Below are 14,906 nucleotides of genomic sequence, written 5' to 3'. Positions count from 1 at the left end.
TGGCCGCTAGGGCGGCGCTACCAATAAAGCGCCTGCCAAGTGTGAAAAAAGCGCGTGCGTAACGCGTAGAGAATGTGTGCTGAAAACGTGCTGCTATTTTACGCTATGTAGGCGGTTCATGGCTTTAGCCCAGTCGCCGGAAAGCGCAAGCGGAAGCGTGGCTAGGCACTCATCCAACGAGCGCTCAATGGCTTCTTGTTCGGCTTTGCCAGGGCGGCCTAGTACATAGTTCACTACTTGGCGCGCCTCGCCGGGGTGGCCGATGCCAATCCGTACGCGGTGGAACTCTTTTTGGTTGCCCAGCGCGCTAATAATATCCCGCAGCCCGTTGTGGCCGCCGTGCCCGCCGCCGGTTTTATAGCGTGACTGCCCAGGGGGGAGGTCAAGCTCATCGTGAGCGACCAGCAGGTTGTCTGGGGTAAGCTTAAAAAACTGGGTTAGCGCTGCCACAGCCGCACCGCTGCGGTTCATAAAGGTGGTGGGGTTGAGCAGGTGCAGCTCATGGTCACCCACGCGGGCTTTGGCGTATAGCCCTAAAAACTTTTTCTCAGGACGCAGTTCGGTGTGGGCGCTGCGTGCAATGGCGTCCACTAGCCAAAAGCCCGCATTATGGCGGGTGGCGTCGTATTCTGCGCCTGGGTTGCCCAGTCCTATAATGGCCGTTACCTGGCTCATTTTCCCACCTCCAACGGTTCTGGAAGATATGTCGTTGACTCACTGGCAGCTGCTTTGCAGATAAGCAGGGTAGCGCCACGCTGCAAAAAAAAATCAAGCGCCGAAGCGCTTGATTTTAACATCCTTGGGCCATGCGGGCATGGCCCAGGCGGCACTGGTCAGCATACGCTGGCAGCACCTTTAGCAAGGCTTACTCGGCGCTGGCTTCTGCGTCGCCTTCACCTTCGCCTTCTTCTTCGTCACCGCCACGTACTTTCACTTTGGTGATGCTCAGAATGGCGTTGTCGTGCTCTTCACCGTGGGACAGGTCAACAGAAGTGACGCCAGTCGGCAGGGTCAGGTCAGACAGGTGCAGGGTAGTACCCAGCTCAACGTTGCTGATGTCCACTTCCAGGAAGTCCGGAAGGTCTTTCGGCAAGCAGCTGATGGCGACTTCGTTAGCCAGGACGTGCAGTTCGCCGCCTTGGTCTTTGATACCTACACACTTCTCTTCGTTCACCACGTGCAGCGGCACGTTCATGGTGATTTCGTGAGTAGCATCAACACGCAGGAAGTCAGCGTGGGTCAGCAGCGGCTTGAACGGGTGACGCTGCAGGTCACGAACAACCACTTGCTCTTCTTTACCGTCGATCACCAGTTTGATGACAGAGGAGAAGAAGGCCTCGTCTTCAATCGCTTTGTAGAAAGCAGTTTTTTCTACAGAGATAGACTGAGCGCCTTTCTCACCGCCGTATACAACGGCCGGTACTTGTTGGTTCGCACGACGCAGGCGGCGGCTCGCACCTTTCCCCAGGTCGTTACGAACGCTGGCTTGCAGGATAAAATCAGACATGGAATTTGCCTCTTGGTTTAAGTAAGGAAACGCCGCCGTCCGCGACCAGACGACGACGTTTCCAGGGCCCCAGTTGGGGGCTTATAACGTCAGGCGTTAGTGGAACATCGCGCTGACGGATTCTTCGTTGCTGACGCGGCGAATCGCTTCCGCAATCAAGCCAGCAACGCTCAACTGGCGAATCTTTCCGCTACGACGCGCATGGTCGGCGAGCGGAATGGTGTCGGTCACGACAACCTCGTCCAGTACAGAGTTGGTGATGTTGTCGACCGCAGGGCCAGACAAGATCGGGTGGGTAGCATACGCAACAACGCGCGCAGCACCGTGGTCTTTCAGCGCTTCACCGGCTTTACACAGCGTGCCCGCGGTATCAATCATGTCATCGACCACCACACAAGTGCGGCCTTCGATTTCACCGATAATGTGCATCACCTGGGCTTGGTTAGCCTGGGGGCGACGCTTATCAATGATAGCCAAGTCTGCATTCAGCTGTTTGGCGATGGCACGGGCACGCACAACGCCGCCAACATCGGGGGAAACAACCACGAGGTCGTCGTAGTTTTGACGCTCGATGTCGTCCAGCAGGATCGGGGAGCCGTAAACGTTATCAACCGGTACGTCGAAGAAACCTTGAATTTGGTCGGCGTGCAGGTCCATGGTCATAACGCGGTCAACGCCTGCTTTCACCATCATATCAGCCACAACTTTTGCTGAGATGGGAACGCGGGCGGAGCGTACACGACGGTCCTGGCGGGCATAACCAAAGTAAGGAACCACTGCCGTAATACGGGCAGCCGAGGCGCGACGCAGAGCGTCGACCATCAGGATCAGTTCCATCAGGTTGTCGTTCGTGGGGGCACAGGTGGATTGCAGGATGAACACATCCTTACCACGCACGTTCTCATTGATCTCGACCGCGATTTCGCCGTCGCTAAATTGACCAACCGTTGCGTTACCCATACGGCTGTCTAAGCTCTCGGCAATCTTTTGAGCGAGTTCGGGATTGGCGTTCCCGGTGAAAACCATCAATTTTGACACGCGCAGCCACCTTTGCAGTGTTGGGGATCAGGGGAGAAAACGCAGATCAACATTAGAATTGGCTGGGGTACCAGGATTCGAACCTGGGAATGCCGATACCAAAAACCGGTGCCTTACCACTTGGCGATACCCCAGCAATAACCTAATGCGATGACCGGGCGCTTTCAGCAGCCCAGAGCATCTTGTAGGGGAGAGGTGTTAAGTCCGCGCGCGACCCATACTTGCCAGCGCTGATTAGCCAGTTCAGCCACCGTTTGCGCAGCCTCTTGTGACTCAAAAGCTGCAAACAAACAGGCGCCAGTGCCCGTCAGCCGACTAGGTGCGTGCTGCGCGAGCCAGTCAAGTGCTTCCGCGATACGCGGATAGCGTTTTTTGACGGTAGCTTCGCAGTCATTACGCCACTCGGCCACTCCCCCCTGCAGTGCGCGCGCCATAGTAATGGGGAGGCTGTCGCGTGTCAATTCCGGGTCTTGGAAGATTGCGGGGGTTGAGACGCTAATGCCTGGGTGGATGACCACAAACCACGGGGTGTCGAGGGTCGCGGGCGTTAATTTCTCGCCCACGCCTTCGGCCCAGGCGCTTTTGCCTAAAACGAAGACGGGTACATCGGCACCTAGCGCTAAGCCCAGCTCTGCCAGGGTGGCATCGCTGAGCCCAAGCTGCCAGAGCTGATTGAGCCCTTTAAGTACGGTGGCCGCGTTGGAGCTGCCGCCACCCAGGCCGCCGCCCATGGGCAGGTGCTTCTCAATTGATATAGAAGCGCCAAGGTGGGTGCCACTGGCCTGCTGCAACCGCTTTGCTGCACGCACAATAAGGTTGTCATCGTGCGCTACGCCATCCATCGATGTGGTCAGTTCGATAACGCCGTCTTGGCGCAGGTTGAAGCTTAGATAATCGCAGAGGTCGATAATCTGAAACAGCGTCTGCAGTTCGTGGTAGCCGTCTTGACGGCGGCCCACAATATGCAGCATGCGGTTTAACTTGGCCGGGGCGGGTAGGGTGAGTGTGCGGGGTGTTGCGGGCATGCCGTCTCTCTACTGGCTAAACGTACGTAAACGTATGAAAGAGGGCTGGCGCTTGCCAGCCCGAGCGCTCTATTCGGAGGCCTGCCACTGATTAACTACCAGGGTAATGCGTACATCGCCGTAGTTCATGACCAAGCGGCGCGGTAGCCACATACCTTCAGCCTGCTCCCAGTCGCGGTAGTCAATTTCCCAGCCATCCTGTTGAAGGTGGCTCGGGAAACCGAGTTCATCAGTTTCAAGCTGGTAGCTGGCGTGGTCGCCGGGTAGGCCACGCACCCAGTCGGGCATGGCGCGTACAGGCAACGACCAGCCCAGCTGCTCTTCCATCAAGGCTTCAGGAGTTTCCGCTTCAAAACGGCCTTCGCTAGTGGTCAGCGAAAAGCGACCCTCGCGGCCTTCCAGGACGCTGCGACCGCCGCCAAAGGGGCCGCTAATCAGCATGCGGAAGTAGTAGGGGGTTTGGTTCCAGTCCAGGTTGGCGCTGGTGTTCTCTTCTGGAGTGCGTAGGCCCGCTTTGCCGACCAGGGTCCAGCTCTCGAACGCTTCCACATCTGCCTGTTGGCGCTCCCACTGGCCGGCTTGGCGGCCGCCTTCATCGATCGGCGCTTGGCTGGCGCACCCGGCAAGGGCAGCCACCGCCAGGGCGGCCACCCATAGGCGGGCAGAACGATAGAGTGATGCGGAAGAGGTGCTCACTGGCGCGCTGTTCAAACAAGAGGTCAACATAACTGGCTCCATGTCAGTGCTGTCTATTAAGGGTAAAAACTAGCAACGGTAAAGAAGTAAGCCTTAGGGCGCGCTGGGTGGTGTAAGTTCAGGGTAACGCTCAAGTAAATCATCAATTTGAGGATGGTAGGTGGCTCGTTGCAGAATGCGTGCAATCAGCTGGCGCGCTTCGTCACTGCGTCCTAGTGAATGAAGCACCTCGGCTAAGTGCGCGGCAATTTCTTGGTCGGGCATCTGCGCGTAGGCGCTTTCTAGCCATGCCAGCGCATCGTCGGGTTTGCCGAGGCGGAAATACACCCAGCCCATGCTGTCTAATACCGCCGGATTATCTGGGTCCGCTTCGTAGGCACGCTCAATAAGCTCACGAGCTTCTTCCAGTCTTCCGGGTAAGTTAAGGTCAGCGAGCGTGTAACCTAGGGCATTTAGCGCGTCAGCATTGTTGGGCTCGGTGCGTAAGATTTGCCGTAAGTCCCGCTCCATGCCTGTTAAGTCGCCCATCTCCCAGGCGCGCATGGCGCGAAGGTACAGCAGGCTAGTGTCATCTGGGGTGCGGGTAATTTCCCGATCCAGCAGGGCGGTGGCATCTTCTTGAAGCGACAACTCGTCCAGCAGTTGCACTTCTAACCTTACTAGGTCACCGAAATAGGCGTCGTGGCGCATGCGCTCAATGCGTAGAAAAGCGCGGGCGTCGAGTAAACGACCATCCTCAATGAGCATGCGAGCCGCCGCCGACCTGGCGGCTAAAAATTCATCACCTTCATACACTTGGCGGTAATAGAGGAGGGCGTTATCGACCTCTCCTTGGGATTGGGCAATAGCACCTAATAAGAAGTAGGCAATGTTGGGTATGTTCTCTTGACCAATTAGCGGCTGTAGCAGCCGATAGGCAGGCTCGCTGTGCCCTTCTTCTAAATAGAGCTGCGCCAAGGCAATGCGTAAATCCTGGTTGCCGCCGTGGCTCTCTAATAGGGCATTGGTTTGCACTTCGGCGGCGGTAATGTTGTTGAGGCGTATTTCTGCTTGGGCCAGCATTAAGATAAAGCGCACGTCGTCAGGCGCTAGGCTAAGGCCTTGCTGGGCCGCCTGCTGTGCGCCGCGGTGGTCGCCAGTTTCCAGCGCAAGGCGTGCTTTAGCTAACCACAGGGCGGCGGACTCTGGCTCTTGCTGTTCTACTTCATCTAAATAGCGCTGGGCGGTTTGCATTTCTCCCAGGGCAGCTTCGATCAGAGCGGTACCCAGCAGCACATCGCTGTGAAACTCGCGCTGGGAAACCTCCGGCTGTGAAAGATAGCTGCGTAGCTGCTGTGCTAGCAGGTTAAGCGGTGCCTCTTCGGCGACGGCGATTTCAGCGAAGGGGGCAATTTCACCATTGCCGCCTGATTCAGCAATGGCTAGCCGCTGCTCTAAACTATCCAGCCAGTCACCCCGTTGGAGTGATAGTGAGGCAAGCAGGCGGTTGGGTGTTTCTGCCCGAGGGTCTAATTCACGCCAGCGCAGCGCGGCGGCTTCCATTAGTGCGGCATCATTACCAAAGCGCGCGGCGAACGTGGCCCGTTCGGCCAGCCCTGGTGACGTGTAGCGCTGGGCGGCCTCAAGATATCCCTGGCCCGCATAGCGGTAATCGCCGCGTTGTCCGGCCAGCTCTGCGGTTAGCAGGGTGCGTAACCCAGCGGCATCTAGCCCGCTGGTAATAGGCGGTGCTGTCACCATTGGGTCTTCAACATGAGCGTTGGTTTCACCGTCAAAAAGAGAGGGTGACAGCTGGCAGCCGCTCAGTATCAGCGTGGCGGCCAAGGGCAAAAGTGGAAAACCCGAAAACGAACGGGGAATACCCAGTAGTATTGCGCGATGGGGCATGCGTATCTCGATCAAGTGGCCGAGTGTTCAGCATAGCGGCTTGGCTGCCTGCGGCAAAGTGGTGTGCGCCAGAAGATGCTCGGCTGTGATAGAATGTTCCACCTTGAAAAAGAGCCGAGCCAGCGCAATTCACTTGATGAGCTGCTCTCTTAGACTTGTATCAGCAAGCCAAGAAACCATGACCGACAGTGACGTGACGACCGATCCACTAGCGAAGACGCATAACCCATGACGCTTCTTGCCCTGGGAATCAATCATCGTACTGCCACCGTGGCTGTGCGTGAGCAGGTGGCCTTTACGCCGACGCAGCTGGAAAGCGCGTTGGCTGAACTGCGTAGCCTGCCACACATTAGCGAAGCGGCGGTGCTTTCGACGTGTAATCGCACGGAACTCTACTGTGTGACGGATACCGCCGGTGAGCAGACTGTGCTGGACTGGCTGGGTCGTTTTCATAATTTACGCGTTGAAGAGCTCTCCCGCTGCGCCTACCACTACCACGACAACGACGCTGCTCGTCATTTGATGCGCGTGGCTGTGGGGCTGGACTCCATGGTGTTGGGTGAGCCGCAAATACTGGGCCAGTTAAAAGATGCTTATCAGCAAGCGCGTCAGGCCAAGGGCCTGGGTGGCGAGCTGGAGCGTCTTTTTCAGCACACCTTCGCCGTGGCCAAGCAGGTACGCACCGAAACCGGCATCGGTAAAAACCCGGTGTCCGTTGCCTATGCTGCCGTCAGCATGGCCAGCCGCATTTTCGATGATTTCAGCCGCGCCAACGCGTTACTGATTGGCGCAGGTGAGACCATCGAACTAGTGGCGCGCCATCTTCATGAAGCTGGTGTCCGTCAGCTCACCGTGGCGAACCGTACCCGGGAGCGGGCCGAGCAGGTTTCATCGTCGCTGGGCGGTACGGCGATTACGCTGCCGGAGATTCCTGATGCCTTAGAGCATGCCGATATCGTTATCTCCTCTACCGCATCGCCGCTGCCTATCTTGGGCAAAGGGATGGTCGAACGGGCGCTGAAGAAGCGTCGCCATCGCCCCGTGTTTATGGTCGATATCGCCGTACCGCGAGATATCGAGCCGGAAGTGGGTGAGCTGGCGGATGTGTTCCTGTATACCGTCGATGACCTGGAAGAGGTGATCGAAGAGAACCGTCGCCACCGCCAAGTGGCGGCCGACCAGGCCGAGTCGCTCATTGAGCACGGCGTGGGTAGCTGGCAGCATGAGCGGCGTATTCGTAACGGCGGTGAGGTGATTCGTGACTATCGCCGCCACGGTGAGGCGCTGCGCGATCAGGCGCGGGATCAGGCGCTTGAGCGTTTGGCAAAAGGCGAAGACCCGGCCAAAGTGGTTGAGCGCCTAGCGCATCAGCTGGCCAGCCGCCTAATGCATCAGCCAACGCTCACCATCCGCGAAGCGGCCTCCCAGGAAAACCACGATTTGCTTAGCGCCGCGCCGCGCCTGTTACTGCCTCCGAAGCCCGCCTTTGAGCAGCCTGCGCCCCCGGCAAAACGCCAGAAGGATGATACGCCCGCATGAAAGAGACTTTGCGCCAACGTTTAGACAGCTTCTCCGACCGGTTTGAAGAGCTGGCCATGCTGCTGTCCGATCCTGAGGTGATCAACCATCAGCAGCGCTTTCGCGACTACTCCCGTGAGTACGCCGAACTCGAAGAGCTGGTCGCCGCGTGGAAACGCTACCTCGACGTGGAACAGGGCATTGCCGAGGCCGAGCAGCTCAGCCGCGATAGCGACCCCGAGATGCGCGAGCTGGCCGAGATGGAGATTCTCGATGGCCGCGAGCAGTTGGAAACGCTCGATGCAGAACTCAAGCGCCTGCTGATTCCGAAAGATCCGGACGATGGTCGCGGCGTCTTCTTGGAAGTGCGCGCGGGCACCGGGGGCGATGAAGCGGCGATTTTTGCGGGCGACCTGTTTCGTATGTACTCCCGCTATGCGGAAAAGCGCGGCTGGCGCGTCGAAATTGTTAGCGCTAGCCACGGCGAGCAGGGCGGTTATAAAGAAGTGATCTCCCGGGTGAAGGGCGATGGCGTTTATGCACGGCTCAAGTTCGAATCGGGCGCTCACCGGGTGCAGCGCGTACCGGCGACCGAATCCCAGGGGCGTATCCACACGTCAGCGTGCACCGTCGCGGTGATGCCTGAAGTGGATGAAGTGGGGGATATTGATATCAATCCGGCGGATTTGCGGGTTGATACCTACCGCTCCAGTGGTGCCGGTGGCCAGCACGTTAACACCACCGATTCCGCGATTCGGATTACCCACCTGCCTACCGGCGTGGTGGTGGAGTGTCAGGAAGAGCGTAGCCAGCATAAGAACCGCGCCAAAGCGATGTCGCTGCTGGCCGCCAAGCTCAAGCGTAACGCGGTGGATTCCCAGCGCCAGGAGCAGGCCGATGCCCGCCGCTCGCTGGTAGGGTCTGGTGACCGCAGTGAGCGTATCCGCACTTACAACTTCCCTCAGGGGCGCATTACCGATCACCGCATTAACCTCACGCTATATAAGCTGACCGAAGTGGTGAGCGGCGAGCAGTTGGACGACGTGATCGAGCCGCTGATTCACGAGTACCAAGCGGAACAGCTTTCGGCGCTGCAGGACGCTTAATGACGTTCGACGCTTTGCTGAAGAGCGCCGCCCAGCGGCTGCAGCTGGCAGGTTCGCCATCGCCTCGAATAGATGCCGAGGTGCTGATGGAGTTCGCTACTGGCCGCAGCCGCACATGGCTCTATACCTGGGGCGATAGCGAATGCCCGACTTGGGAGCATGCCCGCTTTGACGCGCTAATTGCCGCCCGCGCCCAGGGCCAGCCGGTGGCCTATTTAACCGGAGAGCGTGAGTTTTGGGAGCTGCCGCTGGCTACCTCGCCTACCACGCTGATTCCTCGACCCGATACCGAAACCCTAGTAGAGGCCGCATTAGCGCGTGCAGGCACGCCAACAGGCAGGCTGCTTGACCTTGGTACGGGCACCGGGGCTATCGCGCTAGCCTTTGCCAGTGAGAAACCGGATTGGCAAGTGGTCGGGGTGGATGTTCGCCCAGAGGCGGTGGCGCTGGCGGCTCACAATGCCCGCACGCTTAATATCACTAACGCCACGTTCCTGGTCAGCGATTGGTTCAGCGCCTTGAGGCTTTCGTCTCCTAGTGCGTCTTCACCTGGTTCACCTTCGCCTGGTTCAACGTTTGAGATCATTGTTAGTAATCCGCCCTATATTGCTGCCGATGACCCGCATTTGGGCCAGGGCGATGTGCGCTTTGAGCCACGCTCGGCGCTGGTGGCCGAGGCCGACGGCATGGCTGACCTGCTGCACTTGATTACCACCGCGCAGGCGTTTCTCTCGCCCGGCGGCTGGCTGGCGCTGGAGCACGGCTATCAGCAGGCTCCCAGTGTGCGCCAAGCGCTAAAGCTGGCGGGCTATCAAAGCGTTGAAAGCGTGCAAGACATGGGCGGCCATGAACGGGTTACCCTGGGGCACCTCGAATAACTGCCTGATTCATCAGTATTGGATCCTGCCATGAAACCAAAAAATAGAACGCTGGACCGTATCGACCTGAAAATTTTGCGCTGCCTGCAAGAGAACGCGCGCATTTCCTATGTAGACCTTGCCTCTGAAGTTGGTTTATCCACAACCCCTTGCTTAGAGCGAGTGAAGCGCTTGGAGCGCGCGGGCATTATCCGCGGCTATCAAGCCATTCTCGACCCCAGAGCATTAAAAGCTAACTTACTGGTATTTGTTGAGATCAGCCTGGAAACCCAGTCGCCTGCTGTCTTTGACGAATTTCGGCGTGCGGTGGAGAAACTGCCGCAGATTCAGGAGTGCCATCTGGTCTCCGGCCAGTTTGACTACATCTTGAAGTGCCGTATTCCTGAAATGGCCGCTTACCGGCAGCTGTTAGGCGATGTGGTGCTGACATTGCCGGGTGTGAAAGAGTCGAAAAGCTACGTGGTGATGGAGGAGGTGAAGGAGAGCTTTAGCCTGCACATCCCCGACTTCGAGGAATTTGAGGATAAGTAACGCGATGATGGACGATCAGGCGCTGCTGCGCTATAGCCGCCAAATCATGCTGCCCGAGGTCGATATTGACGGGCAGGAGCGCTTGCGTGCTGCCCATGCGCTGATTATCGGTGCCGGTGGGCTGGGCTCGCCGGTGGCGCTCTATCTGGCGGCGGCGGGCGTAGGCACCATCACTATCGCCGATGCTGACCATGTCGAGCTAACCAATTTGCAGCGCCAAATTGCCCATCAGCAGGCAAGCCTGGGGGTGAACAAAGCGCGTTCAGCCAAGGAGCGCATGCAGGCGCTCAACCCAGAGTGCCACGTTGTGGCCCTTGAGCAGCATGCAGAAGGCGAAGTGCTCACCGCCCTGGTGGCCTCGGCCGATGTGGTGTTGGACTGCACTGACCGTTTTTCCAGCCGCTATGCCATCAATGCCGCCTCCCAGCAGGCAGGCGTGCCGCTGATTTCCGGCGCGGCGATTCGCTTTTCGGGCCAGCTGGCTGTGTTTGACCCGCGTGATGAGGCGTGCCCCTGCTACGCCTGTTTATACCCACCAGGGGATAGCGAAGATGAAGCGCTGAGCTGTGCAGAGAGCGGTGTCATGGCCCCGCTGGTGGGGCTGATTGGCTGCTTCCAGGCGGTGGAGGCGTTTAAGCTTTTAAGTGGCGCGGGGACGGCGCATCAGGGCTTATCTACCTTTGATGGCTTGAGCGGCCAGTGGCGCCATTTTCAGGTGCCTAGAGACCCGGCGTGCCCGGTGTGCAACGCTCGCGCATAAAAAAAGCCCGCAGGGAGGCGGGCGCGACGTCACGGTCTTCACGTCAAAGGGAACGAACTCAGTAGGGCGGCGCTGCCGCCCTATCAGCCAGTCATCTAGCAGATTAGTTACGAATCAGATAATCGAAGGCACCCAGTGACGCTTTGGCACCTTCACCCATCGCAATAATGATCTGCTTGTAGGGCACGGTGGTGACATCGCCAGCGGCGAACACGCCGGGCACCGAGGTCATACCGTGGGCATCGACGATGATCTCGCCACGGGGTGACATTTCAATTGGCGAGCCTTTCAGCCACTCGGTGTTAGGCACTAGGCCGATTTGCACAAAGATGCCTTCCAGCGCGATGCTCTTCACTTCATCGGTGTTGCGGTCTTTGTAGGTCAGGCCATTGACGCGGCTGCCGTCGCCGGTCACTTCGGTGGTTTGGGCATTTAGCACGATGTCGACGTTAGGCAGGCTCTTCAGCTTCTTCTGCAGTACCGCGTCGGCGCGCATTTCACCCATAAACTCAACCAGCGTTACGTGGCCGACGATGCCAGCCAAGTCGATAGCCGCTTCAACGCCGGAGTTACCGCCACCGATGACCGCCACCCGCTTGCCTTTGAACAGCGGGCCGTCGCAGTGGGGGCAGTAGGCAACACCTTTGTTGCGGTACTCTTGCTCGCCGGGCACGTTCATTTCACGCCAGCGGGCACCGGTGGCCAGTACCAGAGTTTTGCTCTTCAGCTTCGCGCCAGACTCAAACGTGACCTCATGCAGGCCGCCTTCGGCTTCTGCTGCTTTGAACGACGTAGCACGTTGCAGATTCATCACGTCGACTTCGTATTCTTTAACGTGCTCTTCAAGTGCGCTGACCAGCTTGGGGCCTTCGGTGTGGGTAACAGAGATAAAGTTCTCAATACCCATGGTGTCGGATACCTGGCCACCAAAGCGCTCGGCGGCAACACCGGTGTTAATGCCTTTACGTGCGGAGTAGATGGCTGCCGCTGCACCTGCTGGGCCGCCGCCAATCACCAGCGTATCGAAGGCAGCTTTTTCACTCAGCTTCTTGGCTTCACGCTCGGCAGCGCCAGTGTCCACTTTGGCCAGAATCTGCTCAAGGGTCATGCGGCCCTGGTCAAACGGCTTGCCGTTTAAGTAGATGCTGGGCACGGACATGATTTCGCGCGATTCGACTTCATCCTGGAACAGCGCACCGTCGATAGCGACATGACGCACGTTCGGGTTGAAGATCGCCATCAGGTTCAGCGCCTGAACTACATCCGGGCAGTTCTGGCAGGAGAGCGAGTAGTAGGTCTCAAACAGCATCTCGCCGTCGAGATCCTTGATTTGATCTAACAGCTCTTGAGAGGTCTTCGGTGGGTGACCACCGACTTGCAGCAGTGCCAGTACCAGCGAGGTGAACTCGTGGCCCATGGGGATGCCTGCAAACACCACGCCGGTCTCTTCGCCGGGGCGGTTAATCGCAAACGACGGGGTACGGCTATCTTGCCCGTCGGTATGCAGGGTAATTTTATCGGTGAGGCTGCTGATATCTTCCAACAGGCCCAGTAATTCGCGTGACTTGGCACCGTCATCGAGGGACGCAACGATCTCGAACGGTTGAGTCACTTTTTCCAGGTAAGCTTTCAACTGATTTTTTAAATTGGCGTCCAGCATGACAGTGGCTTCCTCGCAGTCAGCAGTAAGTTGTTCTCAACCTAAAACGCCCGCTGCCGGATCAGTAGGGCAGTCGGAAAAAGCGCTAGGGAAAACAGGGGATGCGGTTACACGGGTGCTTAAACGAAACACCCGGGCCAAGTGCCCGGGTGCTGTGCTGCCTGTAGGGATTCAACTTAATGCGATTCGAATCCTAAGCGGCAGCGGTAGGCAATTTAGATTTTGCCTACGAGGTCCAGAGACGGAGCTAGGGTCTCTTCGCCTTCTTTCCATTTAGCCGGGCATACTTCGTTCGGGTTTTCACGAACGTACTGAGCAGCCTTCACTTTACGCAGCAGCTCTTCAGCGTTACGGCCGATGTTACCAGCGTTGATTTCGACGATCTGGATTTTGCCATCCGGGTCAACGACGAAAGTACCGCGCTCAGCCAGACCTGCTTCTTCGATCAGAACTTCGAAGTTGCGAGAAATTTGCAGGGTCGGGTCAGCAATCATCGGGTACTGCAGTTTACCGATGGTTTCAGAGCTGTCGTGCCATGCTTTATGTGTGAAGTGGGTGTCGGTAGACACGCTGTAAATTTCAACGCCCAGCTTCTTGAAGGCTTCGTAGTTGTCAGCCAGGTCGCCCAGCTCAGTCGGGCAAACGAAGGTGAAGTCGGCCGGGTAGAAGAAGAAAATGGACCACTGGCCTTTCATGTCGGCTTCAGTAACGTCAACAAATTCGCCGTTCAGGTAAGCAGTGGCTTTAAACGGTTTTACTTCAGTGTTAATCAAAGACATTCAGAACGTCTCCATAATAGGTGAGTGGCAGTAGAAAAAGTTGTTGCTTATGGTAGCGGACTACGACTAATAGCTAAAATTGGAAAACTGAATCTTTCCAATAGGTGTTGGCTATGAACCTTTCTTGCTACCTTTCGCGCAGGTGGAAAGTGGGGGCATAGGGAGCTGAATACAAGAATTTTTCACATACTCTTGCGATAGACGGCACTGCACCGCAAAATTCGCACGGTTGCGATAATCGCCTAAGCTGTTTTCAGTTGAAGCTAGTTGCATAGGGTGGCGAATCAGCCAGCGACAGCCGGTTGCAGTACATGGCCATTGGTGATGAAGACTTTCGAGATAAGGAGCAGGTAAATGGGGAACATTAAAAAACTTTCAGGGGCCGTTACGGCCATCTCTTTTGCCGTAGCGGCCGCTGCTGCCCATGCTGAAGAAGTGCGGGTATATAACTGGTCTGACTATATTGCCCCGGAAACGCTGGAGAAGTTTACCGAGCGTACCGGTATTGAAATAACCTACGACGTGTACGATAGTAACGAAATTCTTGATGCGGCCCTGCTCTCCGGCCGTTCCGGCTACGATGTGGTCGTGCCTTCGACCTACTACTTCACCCGCCAGTTGAAAGCAGGCGTTTTTCAGCCGCTTAACCATGAGCTGCTGCCCAATTTAGATAACCTTGATCCTGAACTGATGGCTAACTTGGAAACCATCGATCAAGGTAGCGAATACTCGGTTCCTTATATGTGGGGCACCAACGGCATTGGCTATAACGTTGAGCGCGTCACCGAAATTTTGGGTGACGACGCACCGTTAGATAGCTGGGCACTGCTATTTGACCCGGGAATTACCACCAAGCTTAGTGAAGCAGGCTGTGGCCTTGCGATGCTGGATTCTGGTGATGAAATGCTGTCACCTGCGATGGTCTATCTTGGCCTTGATCCGCTCAATGAAAGCGTTGAGGACATTGAGGCTGCCGGTGAGCTAATCTCCAAAGTGCGCGATAACATTACCTACTTCCACTCTTCGCGCTATGTGTCTGACCTTGCCAACGGTGATATCTGCGTGGCGGCAGGCTACTCTGGTGATATCTTCCAGGCTGCCGCGCGTGCGGAAGAAGCGGGCCGTGATTTCACCATTGGCTACAGCATCCCGAAAGAGGGCGCTGCGCTGTGGTTTGATATGATGGCGATTCCGGCAGATGCTCCGAATCCCGAAAACGCCCACGCGTTTATTAATTTCATCCTCGACCCTGAAATTGCTGCTGAGATCAGCGAGTACGTGCGCTATGCCAACCCCAACCTGGCGGCGAACGAGTACCTCTCAGATGAGCTGATTAACGATCCGGCCATCTACCCGGAAACCGACGTCATGCAGAACCTGTATGTCCAGGTAGAAAAACCCCAGGATATCCTGCGTGCCCGTACGCGCACCTGGAACCGCGTTAAGTCTGGCCGTTAATTCTAATCATCGCCTGACGGCGAGCCGGGCAGTTGCTCGGCTCGCTGTTTGTCTTTTATCGCC

14 protein-coding genes and 1 tRNA gene are annotated in these 14,906 nt (G+C 57.2%); 6 read left to right on the top strand and 9 right to left on the bottom strand.

Annotated features, from left to right (window positions below; translation table 11 throughout):
• Nucleotides 1–93: 93 nt before the first annotated feature.
• From pth to ACIGG6_RS04370, 7 genes are all read right to left on the bottom strand, one after another.
• Complete coding sequence (pth, locus tag ACIGG6_RS04400) at nt 94–675, bottom strand: aminoacyl-tRNA hydrolase (RefSeq protein ID WP_083024638.1); 582 nt, start codon at nt 673–675, stop codon at nt 94–96.
• A 190-nt stretch (nt 676–865) separates the two neighbouring features.
• Nucleotides 866–1,507 carry a 50S ribosomal protein L25/general stress protein Ctc gene (locus ACIGG6_RS04395; RefSeq protein WP_399842578.1) on the bottom strand — a complete coding sequence of 214 codons (642 nt, stop codon included), beginning with the start codon at nt 1,505–1,507 and terminating at the stop codon, nt 866–868.
• 96 nt (nt 1,508–1,603) lie between these two features.
• Complete coding sequence (locus ACIGG6_RS04390) at nt 1,604–2,545, bottom strand: ribose-phosphate pyrophosphokinase (protein WP_172416021.1); 942 nt, start codon at nt 2,543–2,545, stop codon at nt 1,604–1,606.
• Nucleotides 2,546–2,604: 59 nt separating this feature from the next.
• Nucleotides 2,605–2,679, bottom strand: a tRNA-Gln gene (locus tag ACIGG6_RS04385).
• Nucleotides 2,680–2,709: 30 nt separating this feature from the next.
• Nucleotides 2,710–3,570: a 4-(cytidine 5'-diphospho)-2-C-methyl-D-erythritol kinase gene (gene ispE, locus ACIGG6_RS04380; RefSeq protein WP_399842575.1), complete on the bottom strand. Its 861-nt coding sequence runs from the start codon at nt 3,568–3,570 to the stop codon at nt 2,710–2,712.
• A 69-nt stretch (nt 3,571–3,639) separates the two neighbouring features.
• Entirely contained in the window at nt 3,640–4,296 is a 657-nt protein-coding gene (gene lolB, locus ACIGG6_RS04375; protein ID WP_399842573.1) for a lipoprotein insertase outer membrane protein LolB, read from the bottom strand.
• 63 nt (nt 4,297–4,359) lie between these two features.
• Nucleotides 4,360–6,153, bottom strand: a complete 1,794-nt coding sequence (locus tag ACIGG6_RS04370) for a tetratricopeptide repeat protein (protein ID WP_399842572.1) — start codon at nt 6,151–6,153, stop codon at nt 4,360–4,362.
• A gap of 228 nt (nt 6,154–6,381) precedes the next feature.
• Between ACIGG6_RS04370 and hemA the strand changes: the two genes are divergently transcribed.
• Genes hemA through ACIGG6_RS04345 form a run of 5 tightly spaced genes read left to right on the top strand, consistent with a single transcriptional unit; the run spans nt 6,382 to nt 10,946 of the window.
• A complete protein-coding gene (hemA, locus tag ACIGG6_RS04365; protein ID WP_083024633.1) occupies nt 6,382–7,692 on the top strand; it encodes a glutamyl-tRNA reductase in 1,311 nt (436 codons plus the stop codon).
• Nucleotides 7,689–8,777: a peptide chain release factor 1 gene (prfA, locus tag ACIGG6_RS04360; protein ID WP_253017234.1), complete on the top strand. Its 1,089-nt coding sequence runs from the start codon at nt 7,689–7,691 to the stop codon at nt 8,775–8,777. The genes hemA and prfA overlap by 4 nt, the downstream gene beginning before the upstream one ends.
• Nucleotides 8,777–9,655 carry a peptide chain release factor N(5)-glutamine methyltransferase gene (prmC, locus tag ACIGG6_RS04355; protein WP_399842569.1) on the top strand — a complete coding sequence of 293 codons (879 nt, stop codon included), beginning with the start codon at nt 8,777–8,779 and terminating at the stop codon, nt 9,653–9,655. The genes prfA and prmC overlap by 1 nt, the downstream gene beginning before the upstream one ends.
• A 30-nt stretch (nt 9,656–9,685) precedes the next feature.
• Complete coding sequence (locus ACIGG6_RS04350; RefSeq protein ID WP_044628221.1) at nt 9,686–10,186, top strand: Lrp/AsnC ligand binding domain-containing protein; 501 nt, start codon at nt 9,686–9,688, stop codon at nt 10,184–10,186.
• Between the two features lie 4 nt (nt 10,187–10,190).
• The gene (locus ACIGG6_RS04345) at nt 10,191–10,946 is read left to right on the top strand and encodes a HesA/MoeB/ThiF family protein (RefSeq protein ID WP_399842567.1); all 756 of its coding nucleotides are present in this window, start codon (nt 10,191–10,193) and stop codon (nt 10,944–10,946) included.
• A 103-nt stretch (nt 10,947–11,049) separates the two neighbouring features.
• Here the strand turns inward: ACIGG6_RS04345 and ahpF are convergent, their stop codons facing one another.
• Together ahpF and ahpC are read right to left on the bottom strand one after the other, a co-directional pair.
• A complete protein-coding gene (gene ahpF, locus ACIGG6_RS04340; protein ID WP_062359154.1) occupies nt 11,050–12,606 on the bottom strand; it encodes an alkyl hydroperoxide reductase subunit F in 1,557 nt (518 codons plus the stop codon).
• A gap of 215 nt (nt 12,607–12,821) precedes the next feature.
• Nucleotides 12,822–13,385: an alkyl hydroperoxide reductase subunit C gene (ahpC, locus tag ACIGG6_RS04335; protein ID WP_083024625.1), complete on the bottom strand. Its 564-nt coding sequence runs from the start codon at nt 13,383–13,385 to the stop codon at nt 12,822–12,824.
• Between the two features lie 354 nt (nt 13,386–13,739).
• On the opposite strand from ahpC, the gene ACIGG6_RS04330 reads away from it, so the two are divergent.
• A complete protein-coding gene (locus ACIGG6_RS04330; RefSeq protein WP_399842565.1) occupies nt 13,740–14,843 on the top strand; it encodes a polyamine ABC transporter substrate-binding protein in 1,104 nt (367 codons plus the stop codon).
• Nucleotides 14,844–14,906: the final 63 nt, after the last annotated feature.

Source organism: Vreelandella lionensis (genome assembly GCF_044543515.1).
GTDB classification, from domain to species: Bacteria; Pseudomonadota; Gammaproteobacteria; order Pseudomonadales; family Halomonadaceae; genus Vreelandella; species Vreelandella lionensis.
This window is presented reverse-complemented; position numbering and strand designations above follow the sequence as displayed.